This window comes from Rhizobium sp. NFACC06-2 (assembly GCF_900101425.1).
GTDB lineage: Bacteria > Pseudomonadota > Alphaproteobacteria > Rhizobiales > Rhizobiaceae > Agrobacterium > Agrobacterium leguminum.
In genome coordinates, this window is the sequence record NZ_FMVA01000002.1 from 337,168 (window position 1) to 359,881 (window position 22,714).

Sequence of the window (22,714 nt, forward strand, 5' to 3'; positions counted from 1 at the left end):
AAGCTTGATGCCGGATCATACCGGCTTTTGCGGCGGTCAAACCACGGCTGGCCGTTTTTGGCAAGTAATTTCATGTATCAGCGGCGCAAGGGGCCGCGTCTGCGGGGCATTTGGCCGGGTTTCACGCCTTCAGGCGCGGCTCCGCGACAATCAGGTTTTCTGGAAGGCGAGATGGACGCCAAGCCCCATCAACACCGTCCCAGCCGCGCGCCGTGCGAGCACCTGCACCGTGCCGGAACGCTCCAAACGCCCAACCATGGCGCCCGCGAGAAGCACCCCGACGAGATCGGCCGAGGAAAAAATGAAATTGACGGCGATGCCGAGGATCAGCAATTGCAGCCAGACCGGAAAGGCTGCCGCAGGGTCCACGAATTGCGGCAGGAAGGCCAGAAAGAACAGCGCCGTCTTCGGATTGAGCACATCGACGATGATGCTGTCGACAAAGGCGCGGCGGGCCGATTTCGGCTCGATGGTCAGATTGACCGCCTCGCCTTCAAGCTTGCTGCGCAGCATCGAGAAGCCGAGCCACACAAGATACAGCGCGCCGCAGAGCTTCACGGCGAGATAAAGCCACGGCACGGCCTGAAACAGCACCGAAAGCCCTGCCGCAGAGGCAAAGATGTGGAAATAGCAGCCGACATGGATTCCAAGCACCGCCATCAGCCCGGCAAACCGGCCGCGCGCCATGGTCTGCGCCGCCGCATAAAGCATGGCCGGACCGGGGATATAGGCGAACAAGGCGGTGGTTATGAAAAAGGCTGTCAGCAGTTCGAAGGACGGCATGATGTATTTCCCCTACCCCGTTTGGCTCGCGGTCGATATCAAACGGCCTAAAAAGTCCTATAGCGTTTCCAGCTTCATCGGAAGCGGTGCATGAGAACAATTGCAATGTGCCGCGATTTCAGGTGTTGGCCACTCCCTTTCCGTCATTCCGGCCTTGAGCCGGAATCCAGTCAACGCGCGTCTGCGCGGCGGGAAAAGTTCTTTCAGCCCAAAGACTTGGGCTGGCTGGATTCCGGCTCAAGGCCGGAATGACGGAGGAGGCGTCGGTGTGTCCTCCTCTCCAAAGCTCGTCACATTACGCTGAGGGAAATTCCGCAAGCCTTGCGGCGTAACGCGCCATGGTATCGACTTCGAAATTCACGAAATCACCCGGCTGGCGTTCGCCCCATGTGGTGACAGTCAGCGTGTGGCGGATCAGCAGCACGTCGAAATCCGTGCCTTCGACGGCGTTGACGGTGAGCGAGGTGCCGTCGAGCGCCACGGAACCCTTGGGCGCCACGAATTTCGCCAGATGCTCCGGCGCGCGCAGGCGGATTCGCACCGCCTCGCCTTCCGGCTCCACCGAAAGGATTTCCGCCCTGCCATCGACATGGCCGGAGACGATGTGGCCGCCAAGCTCATCGCCGATCTTGAGCGCCCGCTCCAGATTGACGTGGGTACCCTTTTGCCAGCCGGCAATCGTCGTCAGGCGCAGCGCCTCTTCCCAGGCCTCGACCTCGTACCAGCGCTCATTGCTGCCATCTTCCGGCAGTCTCGTCACCGTCAGGCAGACGCCGCCATGGGAGATGGACGCGCCCATATCGATGGTCTTGGGGTCGTAATTTGTCGCCACCCGCAGACGCACGCCTTCGGCCAGAGCTTCCAGCTCGGAAACGGTTCCGACGTCGGTGACAATTCCGGTAAACATCAAATCGGCCTTTCATAATCGAAGCAGCGATCCGGCCGGTAGGCGGTTTCGCTGACCAGAGCATAGTCGCCCGGAATATCGGCACGTTTGAGCGGCGTTTCAATGCCGCCCTCACCGATCACCACCGGGCTTTCGAACAGCATGATACGGTCCACCAGCCCGGCTTCAAGGAATGATTTTGCGGCAAAGGCGCCGCCTTCGACCAGAAGTTCCGACATGCCGCTTTCGGCGAGGATGTGGAGGAGGTTTTCGAGCGCTGGGGCTTCGAGAATCTGGACGCCAGCGTCGGTGAGAAGCTGGCGTCGGTGGTCGCGGCTACCCCCCTCTGCCCTGCCGGGCATCTCCCCATCAAGGGGGGAGATCGGCAAGGGGCTAGCCGCTCGTGCAAATTGTGCCTCCGGCTCACCCTCTCCAGCTGCCGATGCAGGGCGAAGCGGCGCTCCATCGATCTCCCCCCTTGAGGGGGAGATGCCCGGCAGGGCAGAGGGGGGTATCGCCGCAACGATCACCGGCACCTCCCGCACTGTCTTCACCAGCTTCGATGTCAGCGGCAACTCAAACTGCCGATCCAGCACGATGCGAACCGGCGAACGATCCTCGAGACCAGCTATTCGCACCGTCAGTTCGGGATCATCCGCAATGGCGGTCCTGATACCAACGAGAATGCAATCGCAACGCGCGCGCAATTCATGCACGGCATGGCGAGCCTCGGGCCCGGTGATCGCCACCTGCCCCTCGCCTCTCCTGCCGATCATGCCGTCAGCGGAAATCGCAAGTTTCAGAATCACATGCGGGCGTTTTTTCACCTGTCTTGTGAGGTAGCCGGCAAGCGCCCTCTTACCTTCATCACGCAGCAGACCGGTTTCCACAACGATGCCAGCATTGCGCAATATCTGATAACCACGGCCGGAGACGCGCTCGTCCGGATCGTCCACCGCCACCACGACACGGGCAACGCCATATTCCACCAGCGCGTTGGCGCAAGGCGGGGTTTTGCCCCAGTGTGAACAGGGTTCGAGCGTCACATAGGCGGTCGCGCCGCGCGCCGCCTCGCCGGCGATTTCCAGCGCCTGCCGTTCGGCATGCGGGCGGCCGCCGATGGCGGTCACCGCTTCGGCGATGATTTGTCCGTCTTTGACGAGCACGCAGCCGACGGAGGGATTGGTAAGCGTCTGGCCCTGATGGCGGAGAGAAACCTCGATTGCCCGGGCCATGAATTTTTCGTCATCGGCGCGGGTGGTCACGGCTAGACTCCGGCGTCCGTATCGCGGGCGATCTTGGCGTTGATTTCGGCAATCACGTTTTCGAAATCCTCGGCATGGCTGAAATCGCGATAGACCGAGGCGTAACGCACGAAGGCCACGTCATCGAGGCTCTTCAGCGCTTCGAGAACCTGCAGGCCGATTTCTTCCGAGGGGATTTCCGTCTCGCCCGAACTTTCCAGACGGCGAACGATGCCGGAGACGGCACGCTCGATCCGGTCGCGATCGACCGGGCGCTTGCGCAGCGCAATCTCGAAGGATCGCACCAGCTTTTCCCGGTCGAAGGGCAGCTTGCGGCCGCTTTTCTTGATGACCATCAGCTCGCGCAGCTGCACGCGCTCATAGGTCGTGAAGCGGCCGCCGCAATCGGGGCAGATGCGCCGCCGGCGGATGGAGGTATTGTCCTCCGCCGGACGCGAGTCCTTGACCTGCGTGTCTTCGGAACCGCAAAATGGGCAGCGCATCGTCTTCCTCTCTTACATGTAGGGGTACATCGGGAAACGGTCGGTCAGGCCGACGACCTTTTCACGCACCGCAGCCTCGACGGCGGCATTGCCCTCATCCGAATTGGCAACCTTCAGACCATCGAGAACCTCGACGATCAGCTTGCCGATTTCGCGGAATTCCGCTTCCTTGAAACCGCGCGTCGTACCGGCCGGTGTGCCGAGACGGACACCCGAGGTAACGAAGGGCTTTTCCGGGTCGAAAGGAATGCCGTTCTTGTTGCAGGTGATGTAGGCGCGGCCGAGTGCGGCTTCCGCGCGCTTGCCTGTCGCGTTCTTCTTGCGAAGGTCGACCAGCATCAGGTGGTTGTCGGTGCCGCCCGAAACGACGTCCAGACCACCTTCTATCAGGGTTTCGGCCAGTGCCTTGGCGTTCTTGACGACCTGTGCGGCATAGTCCTTGAACTCCGGCTGAAGGGCCTCACCGAAAGCGACGGCCTTGGCGGCGATGACGTGCATCAGCGGGCCGCCCTGCAGACCGGGGAAAACGGCCGAGTTGAACTTCTTGGCCAGATCCTCGTCATTGGTGAGGATCATGCCGCCGCGCGGGCCGCGCAACGATTTGTGCGTGGTGGTGGTGGCGACATGGCAGTGCGGGAACGGCGACGGATGCTGACCACCGGCGACGAGACCGGCGATGTGGGCCATGTCGACCATGAGGTATGCGCCGACTTCATCGGCGATCTCGCGAAAGCGCTTCCAGTCCCATACACGCGAATAGGCGGTGCCGCCGGCGAGAATGAGCTTCGGCTTGTGTTCCTTGGCCTTGCGCTCAACCTCGTCCATGTCGAGCAGGTTGTCGCCTTCACGCACGCCGTAGGAGACGACGTTGAACCACTTGCCGGACATGTTGACCGGCGAACCATGCGTCAGGTGACCGCCCGAATTCAGATCGAGACCCATGAAGGTATCGCCCGGCTGAAGCAGTGCGAGGAACACGGCCTGGTTCATCTGCGAACCGGAATTCGGCTGCACGTTGGCGAAGTTGACGCCGAACAGCTTCTTGGCGCGTTCGATCGCGAGTTCTTCAGCGATGTCGACGAACTGGCAGCCGCCGTAATAACGCTTGCCTGGATAACCTTCGGCATATTTGTTGGTCATGATCGAACCCTGCGCTTCGAGCACGGCGCGGGAAACGATGTTTTCCGAGGCGATCAGTTCGATCTCGTGGCGCTGGCGACCCAGTTCCTTCTCGATCGCGCCGAAAATTTCCGGATCGACATCGGAAAGCGGACGGGAGAAGAAAGCATCTGTGTTCGACATGGTGAAGGCTCCTGAAACAGTAATGCGATGGCGTCTTAGCGCCCTGCCCCGACAAGAGCAATACGGGCAGCGAGATTTGCCCGTCAAACTGCGACGTTGCGACAAAAAACGACAGATGTTTTTTTAAAGTAGCGGTCAGAGGGAGAAAAGCCGCACGCAGCGGATCAGACTTGTGAAGAAAGGCGACAAGCTCTCCTCCCGTCATGCCGGACTAGATCCGGCATCCAATCACGGCGCGTCTGCGCCGTGAAAGGGCACTCTCGCGATCAAGTCCTTGATCGCACTGGACCCCGGATCAAGTCCGGGGTGACGGCGTATGAAGGCTACGCCGCACCCGGCGAAGCGCGGCCTTCATTCGCGGTAAGAAACCGACAACAAAGCCCGATCAGTTGCGCGGCAACAGATCGTCATCCACCGGGCCGGCGGGCTGTTCCATGCCGCTCGTGGTGTTGAGCGCCAGTTCGGCGTTGCCGTCCTTTTCATAGATGTCGTCGCGGAACTGCACCACGCCGTCCTTCGCCGACCACGCGGTGATGTAGACGAAATAGACCGGGATTTCCTGCGCCAGCTTGATCGGCGTGTTGACGCGGGTGGCGATGACACGCTCCATTTCCTGACGCGACCAGCCGGGCGTGTCGCGCAGCAGCCAGCTCGTCAGGTCGCGCACGTTCTGCACGCGCACGCAGCCGGAGGATTCGAAACGCATCAGCTTGTTGAACAGGCCCTGCTGCGGCGTGTCGTGCATATATTCGTTGTTCGGATTGTGGAAGTTGATCTTCGTGGACGACATGGCGTTGATCTTGCCGGGGTCCTGACGGAACATCAGGTTCGGAGCCTTCGGCGCGAACCAGTCGACTGCGGTTGGCGAAACTTCCTGCCCCTTGCCGTCGATGAGGCGGATATTGTTCCGCTCCAGATAGGTCGGGTCCTTCTGCATCAGCGGCACGATGTCCTTTTCGACGATCGAGCGCGGCGCGGTCCAATAAGGGTTGAGGATGACTTCGTAAATCTTGGAATTGATCACATGCGTCGGGCGGCTGGCGCGGCCGACGACAGCCGTGTTGCGCAGCACGACGCGTTCATTTTCAACGGCTTCGATGGCGGCGGCCGGGATATTCACCATCAGGTGACGCTGGCCGAGATCGCCGGACATGGACTGGATGCGAACGAGGTTGGTCTGCAACTGCGCCAGACGAATCTGCGCGGAAACATTGAGCGCCTTGGTGGTGTATTCGCCGCTGACGCCATCTGCCGGAAGGCCATGACGGGCCTGGAAACGCTTCAGCGCGCCATCGACATAGGAGTCGAAGGCACTGGAAATGCCGGCTTCGCGCGGCAGGTCACCGGACACCATCAGTCGCTGGCGAAGCGCCTGTACGGAAGGATCGGAGACGCCGATCTGGAGACGCTGCTGGGACGCGGGCACTTCCGGCCAGCCGCCATTCTGCACGATCTGCTGATATTGCATGATCGCCTGCTGCATGTAGACCGGCGCTTCGCGTCCGAGAACCGGATTGTTGGAAACGACGCCCACGGCCGAACGCGACGTATTGGCGTCGAACTGGTCATCCCAGTTGCCGCGGCGCGAAGAGCCCATGAGATCGTTGAGCGCGTTCTGCGCAAAGGCCGGCGCGGCAAGCGCGGCGGCACCAACGGAAACGGCCGAACGCAGAAGCGCGCGGCGCGATACGGAATCGGAAACGGATTTCTTTGTCATTCTACCTACCAGCCACTCTCTTCGGCATTCTCAACAATGCCTAAATCAATATGATTAACAAACACGTACAACGTGTCTGCCGGCTGGTAGTACTCGATACGCCATGATCAGGGCGCTGGTGTCTGGCATTACAGTCGAACACTTGCCGCAACAACAGGAGAAACAGCCGGCTCCTATGCCTTTGCGCCTCCCATATCAATATGGCCGATTCGTGTCACGGGGCCGTTCTCACGAAGCTGTGTTCGCCTGAAATACAGGGCGAAGACCTCGACTCCTGCGCCTGGGTTGACAAGGGAAGTCGTCCGACTTTATGGCCTGAATTTGCAAGTCGGATGCAGCTCAATACCCGCGGCTCTACAGTGAAATCGTAGCGGATATCAGAGGCGATAAGCGATCGAGCATTGAACGACCACCATTATTCTAAGAGCTCAAGCTAAGAATTTATGGCAATGGAATGGAGAAAGCGTTCGCTAAGAGGTGGGAATGCAGGAAAATCGTCGCCGTATAAGATCCATTGCGAAAGCGAATTGGACCGAACAGTTCAGGCGCGACCCTGTCAGGCTAGTTGAACTGGCAATCATTGGATTCGGAACGGGAGTTGCCGCACTATCATCTTTTTTCGCTTGGCAAGCCGCATCCTCGACTGCTGAGCAGGCAAAGTATGCGCGCGAAGCCCTGACGAATGCAGATGCTAACGCCACATTTCGCGCCTACATCTCTTCATGGAATAAACTCTGTAACGCTATCACCCCTCCGGAATACTTTCTGGAGGTGGGGACTCCCTTTTTCGATGAGAAAGGGCATCTCTTTGTTACGGCAACGAACTTGGGCTTTGATAGGGCAGCTTTCGATGTGGGAACTTACATCGACCGAGTAGCCGCCGCAGAAGAAGTCGCGAAGGATAACCTTCTTGAATTTCGCACTTTTATACCCGAAGGCACATTCGCGAGAACTGAGCAAGCCCAGCTCGTCACGTCGTTTTTCTATTTTTCACCGGAATATTTAAAAGATGAGCCGGACGGTGTTAAGAAGCAAATCGTCATGGCGGCCGCTCTATGTCACTATTATACGGAAGAACAGTTGCGATGGTTTAAAGACAGATCCCATAAGATACCGCCTGTCATCAATTCGCTCGCCGGAATGAATATCGAATATTCGAGCAACTTGCCACCGGCGCCTCGTCCCCGATAACTTCCGCGTAGTGCGCGGAAAACCGACCGGACATTAGTGAGTAAGTGGCGCGCAGACGGCGCGCCACTTAGAGCGTTTTAATCATAAATCAGGATCAACACACAATTGGATTAGAGGCGATATGCGATGCTGTCGTTCCAGAAGCGGTCGAGGCGCTGCAGGAGCTTGTTCATCTCGGAGAACTCGCCAGTGCCGATGCCGCCGACCTTTTCGATCGAGCCGACGTGGCGTTCATAAAGGCGGGCGACCGTTTCGGCGATTTCCTGGCCCTTTTCGGTCAGGCTGATGCGGACCGAGCGGCGGTCGACGCGCGAACGCTGGTGGTTGATGAGACCGAGATCGACCAGCTTCTTGACGTTGTAGGAGACGTTCGAGCCGAGGTAGTAACCGCGGGAACGAAGCTCGCCGGCCGTCAGTTCGGAATTGCCGATGTTGAACAGCAGCAGGGCCTGAACGGCGTTGACGTCATCGCGACCCTGACGGTCGAACTCATCCTTGATGACATCGAGGAGGCGGCGGTGGAGGCGTTCCACCAGGTGCAGCGACTCCATGTAGAGCGAGCGGATGGTATCTTCATGTGCATCGGCAACAACGGCCTGGGGCTTAACTTTGCTATTGATCATGACTGCCTCACTGTTTTGTTTGGCGGTGTGTTTGTTTGTCTCCCGCCTTGAGTGAGAACCTAATCAATGCGCATAAAATTCTACTTAAAAGCTACGATTAACAAATGGTTACCTGCATTTTCCCCGGAGGACCCAACTTGTGGCGAAGCGGGAATGGTCGAAGGTCAACTATTATAAATCAATGACTTAGCCATGAAACACGGCCCAAAACCAGGCCGAATTGCTTTATTCTTATGGTAAATCAATTCTTGCGCGTTCTTCATTCTGGCGCTGATCCAGCCAGAAAGCGACCAGGAATAGTATATAAATGGTTGCCACAAGGCCGTGCATGACGGGCACCAGCGTGTTGGCGCCGAAGATATGCGGCCACACCTTATACATGGCGATCTGCGCACCCGCGCCCATGACCCACATGACCGCGCCCCAGGAGGCCCCGAGCCAGAGACCGAGTGCCGCGACAGGGAAAATAACGGCCAGCGCGCTGCCGGCCACGCGCCAGGGCAGGTTCAGCATATCGAACCGCCCATGGCCCCCAAGCGAATAGCCCGTCAGCATCGCCCAATATTGCAGGCCGAACCAGAAACAGGAAACCGCGACCAGCCTCATGAAGACCAGAAAGAGGATTTCCGTAAGCGGGCGTTTCGGCAGAGGTTGAGAATCAGGTTCCATGGCCGGAAGATACGATCTCGACGAACGGGCGACCAGCCCATATTGAATCCCGCCGCCTGCCTTGTCAAAGCATCATCGTCATCGCAGGACGCCGATGAGGGAAGATTGTCGCATTCGCATAGACCAAGCTTCATGCTATGCAGCTTTCCAAATTTGATCGAAGGACATTCTTACATGCAGGACAAAACGCATCTGGTCGACGAGATCACCGGCCATCGTCGCATGCGGCGCAATCGCAAGGCGGATTGGACGCGCCGTCTGGTGCAGGAAAGCCGCCTGACCGTTGATGATCTCATCTGGCCGGTCTTCATCGTGCCGGGCAGCAATATTGTCGAACCCATTCCGGCGATGCCGGGCGTCAACCGCATGAGCGTCGACAAACTGGTCGAAGCCGCGAAAGAGGCCGCCGATCTCGGCATTCCGGCAATCGCGACCTTTCCGAATATCGAGATGGAGCTGCGCGACGAGACCGGCTCGAACGCGCTGGAGGCGAATAACCTCATCAATCAGGCAACCATCGCCGTCAAGAAAGCCGTTCCCAATATCGGCATGATCACCGATGTTGCGCTCGATCCCTTCACCAGCCACGGCCATGACGGCATTCTGCGCGGCGACGAGATCGTCAATGACGAGACGGTGGAACAGGTCGTCAAGGCGGCGATCCTGCAGGCGGAAGCCGGATCGGACATTATTTCCCCGTCGGAGATGATGGATGGCCGCATCGGCGCCATCCGTCGCGGTCTCGATGCCGCCGGGCACCAGAATGTCGGCATCATGTCCTATGCGACGAAATTCTCTTCCGGATACTACGGTCCCTATCGCGAGGCCATCTCCACGGCCGGCCTGCTGAAGGGTGACAAGAACAGCTATTACATCAGCCCTGCCAACGGCATGGAGGCAATCCGCGACGCAGCGCTCGACGTGGAGGAAGGTGCGGATATGCTGATGGTCAAGCCCGGCCTGCCCTATCTCGACATCTGCTGGCGGCTGAAAGAGAATTTCGGCCTGCCGACCTTCGCCTATCAGGTGTCTGGCGAATATACCCAGATCAAGGCTGCCGCGATGAACGGCTGGATCGATGGCGAGCGGGTGATGATGGAAACGCTTCTCTGTTTCAAGCGCGCGGGCTGCGATGGCATCTTGAGCTATTTCGCCATCGAGGCTGCACGCAAACTCGCAAAGGGCTGACGGCCACCTCTTATTGTATTCGGTCGTTTTCTTCCCATATTGTCTGCTGACACGGCATATATGCCGCGCTGTCAGACCTTCTCAGGAGAAAACGACCGATGAGCCTCGACCAGAACCCCACTTATGCCGCACCGGACGACTGGCGCGCCTATAGCGGCGTCCTGAGCCGGCGGGTCTTCGCGTTCCTGATCGATTATGCGATCGTTCTCCTGCTGTGCATTCCGGCGGCTGTAATTGTGTTCTTTCTTGGCGTGATTACCCTCGGCCTTGGCTTCTTCCTTTATCCGGCGCTGTTCGTCATCGTTGCCGTGCTTTATTTCGGCATGACGCTCGGCGGCCCCTCGCAGGCCACCCCCGGCATGCGGGCGATGGGGATCGCCATGGCGCGGATGGACGGGCGGCGAATCGATTTCCTGCTGTCGACCGTTCACATCGTGCTTTTCTGGGTCATCAACTCGGTTTTGACGCCGCTGATCCTGCTTGCAGGCCTGTTTACCGAGCGTTCGCGCCTCGTTCACGACTTCCTGCTCGGCACCGTCATCGTCAGAACACGCTGATTTTGCGGAAAGCCACGCAAACGTGGCTTTCAAACCCAGCAAATGCCGCATCTCGCAGTTGACGTTTTCCGGCATTTTGCCATTCTGTGACATTATGCATGTCGCTTGAAGCGCCGCCGCCAACCCCGTGAAATCGCGGCGCGCTTTCATAACAGACGCAGGAGGCGATCACGGTTCGATGAACACGCAGGCGACGCCCTCTCCCCAATTCTATCTTACGGCGCCGGCCACCTGCCCCTATCTGCCGAACCAGATGGAGCGGAAGGTCTTCACCCATCTGGTCGGCCCGCGCGCTTCGGAAATGAACGATCTTCTGACCCAGGGCGGCTTCAGGCGCTCGCAGAACATCGCCTATCGCCCGGCCTGCGAAAACTGCCGCGCCTGCGTCTCCGTGCGTATACTGACCGAACAGTTCCAGCCGACGAAATCGATGCGGCGCGTTCTTGCCGCCAACAGGGATGTCGTCGCCACCGTTCACGCCGCCGAGCCCTCCACCGAACAATTCGCCCTGTTTCGCCGCTATCTCGACCACCGCCACCAGTCGGGTGGCATGTCCGACATGTCGGCGCTGGACTATGCGATCATGGTGGAAGACACGCATGTGAACACCCGCATCATCGAATATCGCGTGCGCGAGCCCGGCTCCGGCATCGATTCCAGCAAGCGCGGCGAACTTCTGGCCGTGGCGCTCAGCGACGTGATGAGCGACGGCCTCTCGATGGTTTATTCCTTCTTCAATCCCGATCTGGAAAAACGCTCGCTCGGCACCTTCATGATCATCGACCACATCACCCGCACCCGCGCGCTTGGCCTGCCGCATGTCTATCTCGGCTACTGGGTCGATGGTTCGGAAAAGATGGGTTACAAGACCCGCTACCATCCGCAGGAACATTTGACCCCGCGCGGGTGGGAGGTTTACGAGCCAGACCACGTTTGAGCGCAGTGTTGCAACTCCGTTGCAACAGCGCCCCAGCAATGTTATAACGCCGTTATAACATGGAGTATCTAGCTATGAACGTGACGGTGCGCAGAATCGGTAATTCCGAAGGCATCATTATCCCCAAGGAAGTTCTGGAGCGCATGGGCGTTAAGGCAGGCGACACCCTTGATCTCGACGAAAGCAACGGCGAGCTGCGTGTGCGCGTTGCAGACGAAGCCTTCGCACGTCAACTAGAACATGCACGCGTCTTCATGGATAAATACAAGGTAGCCTTGAAGAAACTCGCTGAATGACCGAGTTTATTTTCCTGGATGTCAAGACCGTCAAGCAGCTTCACAAAATGCAAATCGATAATTTCGGGGGCATTCACGGGCTGCGTGACGAAGGCATGCTGGATTCGGCCTTAAACCGACCCATCAACAAAGCTGACTATGGCTGCGGCCACGTGTGCGATCTCGCTGCGGCCTATCTTTTTGGACTGGCGAGAAATCATGCGTTTCTCGATGGCAATAAGCGGATCGCTATCGTGACCGCCGGTATTTTCCTGATGGAAAACGGTTTCATGATCCAAACGGAAGAAGCACATCTCTACCAATTCGTTATGGCCGTCGCCTCTGGAGAGATCGATGAGGATGGCGTGAGCCGGTTCCTCAAAGATCATATCGTCCCATACCCGTAACTCTTACCCACCAAATTTCCCGCTACGCGGAAAGCCCTTCGGCACGGTGCGGCCCGCTGTTGCGCGGTCGGCCAGCCATTCGCGCAGTTCTTCGCCCACCTTGTTGAAGAGACGCCCGGCCGTGTCGGACCATGACAAGCCTTCGGCAAGCGCGAAACATTTGACGTCGACGACGCCGCCATCCTTATAGCGCTGCAGGCGCACGCCCTTGCCGCGCGACATTTCCGGCACCTGCGCCAGCGGGAAAGCCAGGAGCTTGCGGTTTTCGCCGACGACGGCGACATGGTCGCCCGTGACCGGCACGGCGAGCTTGGCTTCATCCGGCATCGAGACATTCATGATCTGCTTGCCCTTGCGGGTATTCGCGACCATTTCGCTCTCGGCCACGATGAAACCATTGCCCGCCGTGGAAACGAGCAGCAGCTTGCGCGATGGATCGTGCACGAAGGCGGTCAGGATGTCCTGATCGTTCTCCATATCGACCATGATGCGGATCGGCTCGCCATGGCCGCGACCGCCCGGCAGCTTGTCTGCGCCGAGCGTATAGGCCTTGCCGCCGGTCGTCAGCAGCAACAGCTTGTCGGTCGTCTGCGCCGGGAAAGCGAGTTTCGGTCCGTCGCCTTCCTTGAAGGTGAGCGACGAGGTGTCGGACATGTGCCCCTTCAGCGCCCGGATCCAGCCCTTCTGCGAGATGACGATAGTGACCGGTTCTTTCTCGATCATCGCCTGCTGGATGGCCTCGATATCGGCATCCGGCGCATCCGCGAACTGCGTACGACGGCGGCCGATTTCGGTTGCCTTGGCGTATTTCTTTTTGACTTCGCCGATTTCCCAGGCGACGGTCTGCCATTGCTTGTCATCGGAGGCGAGCAGCCCCTCGATTTCAGCCTTCTCGTTGCTGAGGTCGTCGAATTCCTTGCGGATTTCGAATTCCTCGAGCTTGCGCAGGTTGCGCAGCCGCATGTTGAGGATGGCTTCGGCCTGATTGTCGGTGAGCGACCACTTGGCCATCATCACCTGTTTCGGCTCATCCTCTTCGCGGATGATGCGGATGACCTCATCGAGATTGAGATAGGCGACGAGCAGGCCGCCCAGGATTTCCAGCCTGCGGTCGATGGCGGCCAGACGATGGCGGGAACGGCGGACCAGCACATCCTTGCGGTGCGCCAGCCACTCGCTCAGCACCTCGTTCAGCGCCATCACCTTCGGCACCTTGCCGAGCGACAGCACGTTCATGTTGAGCGGCAGGCGGCTTTCGAGGTCGGACAGGCGGAACAGCGATTCCATCAACAGCGTCGCATCGACGGTACGGCTCTTCGGCACCAGCACGATGCGCACATCTTCGGCCGATTCATCGCGAATATCCTCGAGAAGCGGCAGCTTGCGGGCAATCAGCAGCTCGGCGATTTTCTCGATCAGGCGCGACTTCTGCACCTGGAAGGGAATTTCGGTGATGACGATCTGGTAACCGCCGCGGCCGAGATCTTCCGTTTCCCATTTGGCGCGCACACGGAAACCGCCGCGGCCGGTCTTATAGGCATCGAGAATATTCTCGCGGCTTTCGACAATCACGCCGCCGGTCGGCAGGTCGGGGCCGGGAATGAACTCCACCAGCTTTTCAACCGTAGCATCGGGGTGCTTGATGAGATGCAGCGCCGCATCGCAAAGTTCGTGGGCATTGTGCGGCGGGATCGATGTCGCCATGCCCACCGCAATACCGGAGGCGCCGTTGGCGAGCAGATTGGGGAAAGCGCCCGGCAATACGACCGGTTCTTCGTCTTCCTCGTTATAGGTGGCGCGGAAATCCACCGCATCCTCACCGATGCCTTCAAGCAGCAGCGCCGCAACCTCGGTCATGCGCGCTTCGGTGTAACGATAGGCGGCAGCGCCGTCGCCGTCGATGTTACCGAAATTGCCCTGCCCGTCCACGATCGGATAACGCTGCGAGAAATCCTGCGCGAGGCGCACCAGCGCGTCATAGACCGACTGGTCGCCATGCGGATGGAATTTACCGATCACGTCACCGACGATACGCGCGCATTTCTTGAAGGCCGAGTTGGGGCGAATGCCCATTTCACTCATGGCGTGAATGATGCGGCGGTGTACCGGCTTCAGGCCGTCGCGCACATCCGGCAGCGCACGATGCATGATCGTGGACAAGGCATAAGCGAGGTAGCGCTCTTCAAGCGCCGCCTTCAAATCGACCGGATGAATGTTATCGTCTCCGCCGGACGGAGGTACAAGATTTTTTCCCATGGTGCTTGACTAGCGGAAATGCCGATTCCCGGCAAGAAATTCGGGGGTCGCGCCTGTGGATGAACGCAACCCTTTCATGCTGTTTTTTGTTAACCGCGTTGCAAATGCCGCAATGCCGCCGTCATGGGAATCGATCTAAATCCTATAGACCTTTGAATAATCGCGAATATAAGTATCAGCATTCGAATTCGAACACGGTGCACAGCCGTACGTTGAGGGAAGAAACATCATGAGACTGAAATCCACCCGGCAGGTTCTTTTCGCGAGCGCCGCGCTTCTTACGCTTTCGGCGCCGGCTTTCGCGCTGGATGGCGGGGATGTGCTGAAGAAGATCAATGCGGCCTATGCCGCGCAGGGCGGTGAGATCGCCGCCGGTTCCGTTGCCGTCAACGGCTCGACGGTCACCCTGAACGACGTGACCTTCAACGCAGTCGCAGATCCGGCCAAGAAGATCCCGGTCGGTAATGTGACGCTCGAAGGCGTCGAGGAAAACAACGGCGGCTACAAGATCAAGAACGCCCGCTTCGACAATATCGACTACAAGCAGGAAAACGTGGAGATCAAGGCAAGCGACATCTACATGTCCGGTCTCGTCATTCCCGCAGACTCCACCACCGGCACCGTCGATGCGCTGATGTTCTATGACGAAGCACATAGCGGTCCGGTTTCGGTTTCCATCGACGGCAAGCCGGCTTTCTCGCTTGAGGAAACCAGCGCGACAATGTCGGTCAGCGATGACAAGAACTCTATCGGCTTCGAACTCGATGCTTCCGGTTTCAAGGCCGATCTCAGCGAAGTGACCGATCCTGCGACCAAGGACGCAATCGAAAAGCTGAAGCTGCAGGCGCTCTCCGGCGACATGACCATGAGCGGCAGCTGGGAAGTGGCCTCCGGTACTATCGATGTTGAAGAATACGCCATCGACCTCGATGATGTCGGCCGTCTGAACATGTCGTTCGGTTTCTCCGGCTACACGCTCGCCTTCATCAAGTCGATGCAGGAGACGGTGAAGGCGCAGGCCGCCAATCCGAACAAGGAACAGGCGGACCAGGCGGCAAGCCTTGCCATGCTCGGCCTGATGCAGCAGCTCTCCTTCATCAACGCTGAAATCAGCTTCGAAGACGCCAGCATCACCAAGCGCGCCATCGACTATGCGGCAAGCCAGCAGGGCATGACAGGCGATCAGCTTGCCCAGACCATCAAGGGCATGGCGCCGATCATGATGGCCTCGCTCAACGTGCCGGAATTGCAGAACATGGTGTCGGCGGCCGTCAACGCCTATGTCGACAATCCGAAGAATTTCTCGATCACGGCGGAGCCGGAAAAGCCGGTTCCGTTCCCGATGATCATGGGCGCTGCGATGGGCGCACCGAACACCCTGCCGAAAATGCTCGGCGTCACGGTGACGGCAAACGAATAAAACTAAAAAAGCCCCGGTCATGCCGGGGCTTTTCTTTTGCGCTCAGTGCAGCGGCGCGGCAGCGCCATCCTGTTTATCGTGCAGGGCGAAGCGGTCGATCATGTGGGCGCTCGCCTCGTTGACACCGATCACCTCGACCCGCCTGCCCGCCTTGCGGAATTTCAGCACCACCTTGTCCAGAGCGCCGACTGCGGAAATATCCCACAGATGCGCCTGCGTGACATCGATTGTCACCGCCTCAACCTCTTCGGCGAAATCGAAGGCGGCGATGAAGCTTTCGGTCGAGGCGAAGAAAATCTGGCCGTCGACACGATAGATCCGCTCCCGGCCATCGGCTGAAAGCTCCGGCCGGACATGGAAGAGTTTCGACACCTTGCCCGCGAAAAACACGCCGGAGAGAAGGACGCCGGCCAGCACGCCCTTTGCAAGATCATGGGTCGCAAGCACCGTGCCGACCGTGACCAGCATGACGATGCTGGAGGATGGCGGGTTGCGGCGCAGATCGAGGATGGAGCGCCACGAAAATGTGCCGATGGAGACCATGATCATCACCGCCACCAGCGCGGCCATGGGAATAATGCGCACGAGATCGTCCAGCACCAGTATGAGGAACAGCAGGAACGCGCCCGCGACGAAGGTGGACAAGCGGCCACGACCGCCGGAGCTGACATTGATGACGGACTGGCCGATCATGGCGCAGCCGCCCATGCCGCCGATGAGGGCGGAGGCGATATTGCTCGTCCCCTGCCCGATGCATTCCCGGCTCTTGTTGCTGCCCGTATCCGTCATGTCGTCGACGATCTGTGCCGTCAGCAGCGATTCCAGCAGACCGACGGCGGCGAGCGCGACGGAATAGGGAAAGATGATCTGTAACGTCTCGAAGGTCAGTGGTACCTGCGGCAGGGCGAGTACCGGCAGTGTCGAGGGCAACTCACCCAGATCGCCGACCGTGCGGATATCCATGCCGGAGAAGACGGCTACACAGGTGAGAACGATGATGGCGACCAGCGGCGATGGCACGATCTTGGTGACGAGCGGGAAGAGATAGATGATCGCGAGACCGGCCGCGATCATGACATAGGTTTCGACCGGGACGCCCATCAGTTCCGGCAATTGCGCCATGAAGATCAGGATCGCCAGCGCATTGACGAAGCCGGTCATGACCGAGCGCGAGACGAAGCGCATCACCCGGCCGAGTTTTACAAGGCCCGCCAGAATTTGCAGCACGCCCATGAGGATGGTGGCGGCGAAGAGATATTGCAGTCCGTGTTCCTTGACGAGCGTAACCATCAGGACGGCGGTGGCGGCGGTTGCCGCCGAGATCATGCCCGGTCTACCGCCGGTGAAGGCAGAAACGCAGGCAATCGCAAAGGAGGCGAACAATCCCACCTTCGGATCGACCCCGGCGATGACGGAAAAGCCGATGGCTTCGGGAATGAGGGCGAGTGCCACGACGATGCCGGAAAGGAGATCGCCGCGAATATTGGAAAACCACTCACGTCTGTAAGTCTGAAATCTGTTCATCTGATTTTTTCGCAAAGAATGACGCACCGGCCGGAGCCATGTCCGGTAGATTGAAATGAAATGTCGGTGCTTTGCGTTGTCTGGCGGATCGGCGGCCAGAAGAGCCACCCGGAGTTTCACCGGGTCCGTGGTGAGTAATTCACCTATAAACAGCAAAAAAGCGGGCCGCAAGTTGCGCGCCCGCTCTCGATGTCTGCGATCGTATGCCTCATGCCGCTTTGCGCAAGACCGCTAGAGCTTCAGCCGCTCGCGAAAGAAGACGAGCGCTACGGCCAAACCGGTCGCCACGCCCACGATCACATCGACAAAACGGACAAAACCGGCAGCCTGCGGCCCCATCAAGAGCACCAGCATGGCTGAAGCGCCTGCCTGTATCGGCACGACCGGCGGCAGGCCGAACATGGACGCAAGGATCATGGCGATGAAGGTCGCCGAGGCCAGCCGGATTTCAGCGAAGTCATGCGGGACAAGGAGTGCGATCTCCCCAACGAGAATGCCGACGGTGACACCAACCATCAGGCCTAGGCCCTGACGAACATGGCTTGGAATTCCCGGAGCAAGGCAGATAAGCGCGCTGATTGCGGCAAAGACGGGTTGCGGGTGGCCCAGCCACCGATGCGCGACCCAGAACGCAAAAGCGGCCGCAAGAGCGGCCGCCAATGCACGGGTGAAGGCTGCGCGAACCCGGTCGAGCAGCGTCTTCACCATATCAGTCCTTCTTGGACGGAACGACGCGCAGCGCCAGCTCACGAAGCTGGGTCGGCGTCGCCGGCGACGGCGCGTTCATCAGCAAGTCCTGCGCCTGCTGGTTCATCGGGAACAGCGTGATTTCGCGCAGGTTCTTCGCGCCAACCAGCAGCATGACCACGCGGTCGATACCGAATGCGCAGCCGCCATGCGGAGGCGCGCCATACTGGAAGGCGCGGTAGAGACCGCCGAAGCGCTCTTCAACGTCGGTCTGCGACAGGCCAACCTTTTCGAAGGCCTTGACCATCAGCTCGGGCGACTGGTTACGGATCGAACCGGAGGCGATTTCGAAGCCGTTGCAGACCGCGTCATACTGGAACGCCTTGATGGAGAGCGGATCCTGCCCTTCCAGCGCTTCCAGACCGCCCTGCGGCATGGAGAAGGGGTTGTGGGCGAAGTCGATCTTCTTTTCTTCCTCGTTATATTCGAAGAAGGGGAAATCGACGATCCAGCACATTTCGAAACGGTCACGATCGATCAGGTTCAGTTCGTCGGCAGCGCGGGTGCGCGCCTCACCGGCAAACTTGTAGAACTTGGCCGGATCGCCGGCGACGAAGAAGCAGGCATCGCCCGCCTCAAGGCCGAGCTGCTGGCGCAACGCTTCGGTGCGTTCCTCGCCAATGTTCTTGGCGAGCGGACCGGAACCGCCGACCTTGCCGTCCTCTTCCTTCCAGAAGATGTAGCCGAGGCCGGGCTGGCCCTGAGACTGCGCCCATGCGTTCATGCGGTCGCAGAAAGCGCGCGAACCACCGGTCTTGGCCGGGATGGCCCAGACCTGAACCTTGGGGTTGGAAGCGATCATGTTGGCGAAGACCTTGAAGCCCGAACCATCGAAATGCTCGGTCACGGCTTCCATGACGATCGGGTTGCGCAGGTCCGGCTTGTCGGAACCATATTTGCGGATCGCCTCGTCATAGGGAATGCGCGGCCACTCTTTGGTAACCGGCTTGCCTTCGGCGAATTTCTCGAACACGGCCGTCATCATCGGCTCCATCGTGGTCCAGACATCTTCCTGGGTCACGAAGCTCATTTCGACGTCGAGCTGGTAGAATTCGCCCGGCAGGCGGTCGGCGCGCGGGTCTTCATCGCGGAAGCACGGCGCGATCTGGAAATAACGGTCGAAACCGGCCACCATCAGAAGCTGCTTGTACTGCTGCGGCGCCTGCGGCAGCGCAAAGAACTTGCCTTCATGGATACGCGACGGCACGAGGAAGTCGCGCGCGCCTTCCGGCGAGGAAGCGGTGAGAATCGGCGTCGTATATTCGGCAAAGCCGGCATCGGCCATGCCGGTGCGCATGGCGGAGATGATCTGCGTGCGCTTGACGATGTTCTTGTGCAACGTTTCACGGCGAAGATCGAGGAAGCGGTATTTCAGGCGGACGTCTTCCGGGTACTCCGGCTCGCCGAAGACCGGCAGCGGCAGTTCCTTGGCAACGCCGAGAACCTCGATCTCCTGGGCGTAAAGCTCGATCTCGCCCGTCGCCATGCCCTTGTTGACGGTGTCTTCCGAACGCGCCTTGACGAGGCCGTCGATGCGGATGACCCATTCGCCGCGCACGGTTTCGGCAACCTTGAAGGCCGGGCTGTCCGGATCGGCCACCACCTGGGTGATGCCGTAATGGTCGCGAAGGTCGATGAAGAGAACGCCGCCATGATCTCGCACGCGATGAACCCAACCGGAAAGGCGAACGGTTTCGCCGACGTCGGACTTGCGGAGAGCGGCACAGGTGTGGCTGCGGTAACGATGCATTTTTTTATCCTGGAACGTGTCGTGGGCCTGATGGAGGCCAGATGGGCGGCACTGTCGAAATTTGCCGGAAAAGCGCATGGCCAGCCTGATTTGTCAAGGCAAAGCACAACAATGTCGCCTTCAGCCTGTCCTTTCCCCTGCCTTCGCTTTAGATAGGGCTAATCCAGCCCGCCAAACCGAGTCGGCCCGCAATGAGCCAGATCAGACCTCTTATCCCGCTTCTCGTCACCGCCGGCATCCTGATCGGCGGCAACGGCCTGCAGGGAACCTATATAGCACTGCGCGGTCTCTCCGAAGGGTTGTCCGCCAGCACCATCGGCCTCATCAGCGCCGCCTACAGCTTCGGTTTCGCGCTTGGCTGCATTTCGGTGACGCGGCTTCTGCGCAAGATTGGCCATATTCGCACCTTCGCCACCATGGCGGCCATCGCATCCGCCGCAGCGATCGCCATGCCGCTCCTTATCCATCCCCTGTTCTGGATGCTGATGCGCTTCGTCACCGGCATTGCCGTCGCCTGTCTTTTCGCGGCCATCGAAAGCTGGATCAACGCGCAGGTCACCAATTCCAATCGGGCGCGCACGCTCTCCATCTATCGTTTCGTCGATCTCGGCTCCGTCACGCTTGCGCAATATATCATTCCCGTCGCCGGCATCGACGGACCCGTAGTGTTTTCGCTGATCGCCATGGCGCTGACGCTGTCGCTGGTGCCGATCTCGCTTGCCGACAAATCCAACCCTGCGCCGCCGAAACAGATACCCTTCAATCTCTTCGCGGTGTGGCGCATCTCGCCGCTTGCCGTCGTCGGCTGCGTGGCCGTCGGTCTCAGCATGGCGGCGTTTCGCAATATCGGCCCGATCTATGCCGAACAGATCGGCCTTTCCGTCACCGCCATCGCCACCTTCATGAGCGCCGGCATCATTGGCGGCGTGGTGCTGCAATATCCGCTCGGCGTCTATTCCGACCGTTATGACCGGCGCATCATCATTCTCGCCACCACGGCGGGCTCGGTCGTCGTCGGCCTGTTTCTCGCCTTCTTCGCCGGCACGGATGAATGGAGCAACATCATCGGCGTCTTCATCTTCGGCGCCTTCGCCCTGCCGCTCTATTCGCTGAGTTCCGCCCATGGCAACGACCATGCCAGGGAAGGCGAACACGCGATGATGTCGGCAGGACTGCTATTCTTCTGGTCGGTGGGCGCAACCGTCGGGCCGCTGCTCGCCTCCGTGCTGATCGACCAGTTCGGCCCGAAGGCGCTGTTCAGCTATACGGCAGCGATCCAGATCGTTTTCATCGCCTATACCATCTACCGGCTGCAGGTGCGCGAAGGTGTGCCCGTGGAGGAGCGGAACTGGCGGTTCAGCTCGCTTTTGCGCACCTCAGCCTATTTCCAGAAGCTCGCCGCGGCTCCGTCACCCAAAAAGGATGAAGCGGAGCCCCATCCGCCCGAGAAAAACGATCCTTGAGCCTTCAAAAGCGGGCTTTGTATTGACATGCGCCCGGCAAAGGGAAAGTAAGACGGATAATTTTCACGATTGGCCAATAACAATGATTGAAACGACTGCCGCCCTCGCCGAAGCCTGCACGGAACTGGCGAAATCGGAATTCATTACCATCGACACCGAATTTCTGCGGGAAACGACCTTCTGGCCGGAACTCTGCCTCGTGCAGATGGCAAGCCCGACGCTCGAAGTGCTGGTCGATCCGCTGGCGAAGGGTCTCGATCTGACCCCTCTTTTCGAACTGATGGCCAATCCCGATGTCGTGAAGGTTTTCCACGCGGCACGCCAGGATATCGAGATCATCTACCATCTCGGCGGGCTTATTCCGCACCCGATCTTCGACACGCAGGTTGCCGCCATGGTCTGCGGTTTCGGCGATTCGATCTCCTACGACCAGCTGGTGCAGAAGATCAAGAATGTGCAGATCGACAAATCCTCGCGTTTCACCGACTGGAGCCGCCGTCCGCTGACCGAAAAGCAGCTGGATTACGCGCTGGCCGACGTGACCCATCTGCGCGATGTCTATCTCTCGCTGAAGGCCCAGCTCGAGCGCGAAGGCCGCTCGCTGTGGCTGACCGAAGAGATGGATATTCTCGAGTCTCGCGACACCTATGACATGCATCCCGACGATGCGTGGCTGCGGCTGAAATCGCGCCTGCGCAAACCGACGGAACTTGCCATCCTCAAATTCGTCGCCGCCTGGCGCGAGCGTGAGGCGCGCTCCCGCAACGTGCCGCGCTCGCGCGTGCTGAAGGACGATGCGATCTTCGAAATCGCCCAGCAGCAGCCGAAGGACGCCGAGGCGCTGTCGCGGCTTCGCACCATTCCCAAGGGCTGGGAACGCTCCGCCTCCGGCACCGCCATCGTCGAGACGGTGAATGCGGCGCTGGCGCTGCCGAAAGAGGAAATGCCGAAGGCGCCGCGTCACAGCCACGCACCGGAAGGCTCCGGCGCTGCCGTGGAACTTCTGAAAGTTCTGCTGAAGCTGACGGCGGACAAGCATGGCGTCGCCGCCAAGGTCATCGCCAATAGCGACGATCTGGACAAGATCGCCGCCGAGGGCGAAAAGGCAACCGTGGCGGCGCTGACCGGCTGGCGGCGGGAACTCTTCGGCGATGTGGCCCTGAAGCTCATCAATGGCGAAGTAGCGCTGCGTTTCGCTGGCAAGAAGGTAGAGGCGGTGGAGGTTGCGGCAAGCGAGCCATAACAGCCCGCCGCTTTCCACCCCAACGGTGA

General features: G+C 59.5%; 21 protein-coding genes and 1 other annotated feature. Of the genes, 9 read left to right on the plus strand and 12 right to left on the minus strand.

Annotated features, from left to right (window positions below; genetic code table 11):
* Positions 1–150 precede the first annotated feature (150 nt).
* From F3H58_RS06055 to F3H58_RS06080, 6 genes are all read right to left on the minus strand, one after another.
* The gene (locus F3H58_RS06055) at positions 151–783 is read right to left on the minus strand and encodes a LysE family translocator (RefSeq protein WP_149741551.1); all 633 of its coding nucleotides are present in this window, start codon (positions 781–783) and stop codon (positions 151–153) included.
* A 295-nt stretch (positions 784–1,078) separates the two neighbouring features.
* Positions 1,079–1,690, minus strand: coding sequence for a riboflavin synthase (locus F3H58_RS06060; RefSeq protein WP_059752541.1), 612 nt, complete (start codon positions 1,688–1,690; stop codon positions 1,079–1,081).
* Positions 1,690–2,934, minus strand: coding sequence for a bifunctional diaminohydroxyphosphoribosylaminopyrimidine deaminase/5-amino-6-(5-phosphoribosylamino)uracil reductase RibD (gene ribD, locus F3H58_RS06065; protein WP_149741552.1), 1,245 nt, complete (start codon positions 2,932–2,934; stop codon positions 1,690–1,692). The genes F3H58_RS06060 and ribD overlap by 1 nt, the downstream gene beginning before the upstream one ends.
* A 2-nt stretch (positions 2,935–2,936) precedes the next feature.
* Positions 2,937–3,416 carry a transcriptional regulator NrdR gene (gene nrdR / locus F3H58_RS06070; RefSeq protein WP_003496675.1) on the minus strand — a complete coding sequence of 160 codons (480 nt, stop codon included), beginning with the start codon at positions 3,414–3,416 and terminating at the stop codon, positions 2,937–2,939.
* A gap of 12 nt (positions 3,417–3,428) precedes the next feature.
* Complete coding sequence (gene glyA, locus F3H58_RS06075) at positions 3,429–4,718, minus strand: serine hydroxymethyltransferase (protein ID WP_149741553.1); 1,290 nt, start codon at positions 4,716–4,718, stop codon at positions 3,429–3,431.
* A gap of 385 nt (positions 4,719–5,103) precedes the next feature.
* Positions 5,104–6,435, minus strand: a complete 1,332-nt coding sequence (locus F3H58_RS06080; protein ID WP_003520799.1) for a L,D-transpeptidase family protein — start codon at positions 6,433–6,435, stop codon at positions 5,104–5,106.
* Between the two features lie 483 nt (positions 6,436–6,918).
* Between F3H58_RS06080 and F3H58_RS06085 the strand changes: the two genes are divergently transcribed.
* Entirely contained in the window at positions 6,919–7,626 is a 708-nt protein-coding gene (locus tag F3H58_RS06085) for a hypothetical protein (RefSeq protein WP_149741554.1), read from the plus strand.
* Between the two features lie 110 nt (positions 7,627–7,736).
* Here the strand turns inward: F3H58_RS06085 and ldtR are convergent, their stop codons facing one another.
* Together ldtR and F3H58_RS06095 are read right to left on the minus strand one after the other, a co-directional pair.
* The gene (gene ldtR / locus F3H58_RS06090; RefSeq protein ID WP_026363448.1) at positions 7,737–8,246 is read right to left on the minus strand and encodes a transcriptional regulator LdtR; all 510 of its coding nucleotides are present in this window, start codon (positions 8,244–8,246) and stop codon (positions 7,737–7,739) included.
* 234 nt (positions 8,247–8,480) lie between these two features.
* Positions 8,481–8,918 (minus strand): DUF6163 family protein, encoded by a 438-nt coding sequence (locus F3H58_RS06095; protein ID WP_003496683.1) that lies wholly within the window; start codon positions 8,916–8,918, stop codon positions 8,481–8,483.
* Positions 8,919–9,092: 174 nt separating this feature from the next.
* On the opposite strand from F3H58_RS06095, the gene hemB reads away from it, so the two are divergent.
* From hemB to F3H58_RS06125, 5 genes are all read left to right on the plus strand, one after another.
* The gene (gene hemB, locus F3H58_RS06100; protein ID WP_149741556.1) at positions 9,093–10,106 is read left to right on the plus strand and encodes a porphobilinogen synthase; all 1,014 of its coding nucleotides are present in this window, start codon (positions 9,093–9,095) and stop codon (positions 10,104–10,106) included.
* 98 nt (positions 10,107–10,204) lie between these two features.
* Positions 10,205–10,663: an RDD family protein gene (locus tag F3H58_RS06105; protein ID WP_035217820.1), complete on the plus strand. Its 459-nt coding sequence runs from the start codon at positions 10,205–10,207 to the stop codon at positions 10,661–10,663.
* 178 nt (positions 10,664–10,841) lie between these two features.
* Positions 10,842–11,600, plus strand: coding sequence for an arginyltransferase (locus F3H58_RS06115; RefSeq protein WP_149741558.1), 759 nt, complete (start codon positions 10,842–10,844; stop codon positions 11,598–11,600).
* 74 nt (positions 11,601–11,674) lie between these two features.
* Positions 11,675–11,896: an AbrB/MazE/SpoVT family DNA-binding domain-containing protein gene (locus F3H58_RS06120; RefSeq protein ID WP_142839544.1), complete on the plus strand. Its 222-nt coding sequence runs from the start codon at positions 11,675–11,677 to the stop codon at positions 11,894–11,896.
* A complete protein-coding gene (locus F3H58_RS06125) occupies positions 11,893–12,282 on the plus strand; it encodes a type II toxin-antitoxin system death-on-curing family toxin (protein ID WP_142839543.1) in 390 nt (129 codons plus the stop codon). The genes F3H58_RS06120 and F3H58_RS06125 overlap by 4 nt, the downstream gene beginning before the upstream one ends.
* 3 nt (positions 12,283–12,285) lie before the next feature.
* On the opposite strand, the gene parC is transcribed toward F3H58_RS06125, so the two are convergent.
* A complete protein-coding gene (parC, locus tag F3H58_RS06130; RefSeq protein WP_149741559.1) occupies positions 12,286–14,538 on the minus strand; it encodes a DNA topoisomerase IV subunit A in 2,253 nt (750 codons plus the stop codon).
* A 229-nt stretch (positions 14,539–14,767) separates the two neighbouring features.
* Between parC and F3H58_RS06135 the strand changes: the two genes are divergently transcribed.
* Positions 14,768–15,958 (plus strand): aq_1923 C-terminal domain, encoded by a 1,191-nt coding sequence (locus F3H58_RS06135; RefSeq protein ID WP_142844839.1) that lies wholly within the window; start codon positions 14,768–14,770, stop codon positions 15,956–15,958.
* A gap of 42 nt (positions 15,959–16,000) precedes the next feature.
* Here F3H58_RS06135 and F3H58_RS06140 read toward each other — a convergent pair whose 3' ends face one another.
* From F3H58_RS06140 to aspS, 3 genes are all read right to left on the minus strand, one after another.
* Positions 16,001–17,482 (minus strand): SulP family inorganic anion transporter, encoded by a 1,482-nt coding sequence (locus F3H58_RS06140; protein ID WP_149741560.1) that lies wholly within the window; start codon positions 17,480–17,482, stop codon positions 16,001–16,003.
* A 74-nt stretch (positions 17,483–17,556) separates the two neighbouring features.
* Positions 17,557–17,612 (minus strand) — a sequence feature (sul1 is cis-regulatory element that is thought to sense ions involved in sulfur or methionine metabolism; They are found in Alphaproteobacteria).
* 101 nt (positions 17,613–17,713) lie between these two features.
* Positions 17,714–18,190, minus strand: coding sequence for an FUSC family protein (locus F3H58_RS06145; RefSeq protein ID WP_149741561.1), 477 nt, complete (start codon positions 18,188–18,190; stop codon positions 17,714–17,716).
* A gap of 1 nt (position 18,191) precedes the next feature.
* The gene (gene aspS / locus F3H58_RS06150) at positions 18,192–19,979 is read right to left on the minus strand and encodes an aspartate--tRNA ligase (RefSeq protein WP_149741562.1); all 1,788 of its coding nucleotides are present in this window, start codon (positions 19,977–19,979) and stop codon (positions 18,192–18,194) included.
* Positions 19,980–20,170: 191 nt separating this feature from the next.
* Here aspS and F3H58_RS06155 point away from each other — a divergent pair, with 191 nt between their 5' ends.
* Together F3H58_RS06155 and rnd are read left to right on the plus strand one after the other, a co-directional pair.
* Complete coding sequence (locus tag F3H58_RS06155) at positions 20,171–21,442, plus strand: MFS transporter (protein ID WP_149741563.1); 1,272 nt, start codon at positions 20,171–20,173, stop codon at positions 21,440–21,442.
* An 82-nt stretch (positions 21,443–21,524) separates the two neighbouring features.
* Positions 21,525–22,685 carry a ribonuclease D gene (gene rnd / locus F3H58_RS06160; RefSeq protein ID WP_149741564.1) on the plus strand — a complete coding sequence of 387 codons (1,161 nt, stop codon included), beginning with the start codon at positions 21,525–21,527 and terminating at the stop codon, positions 22,683–22,685.
* The last annotated feature ends 29 nt before the right edge of the window (positions 22,686–22,714 follow it).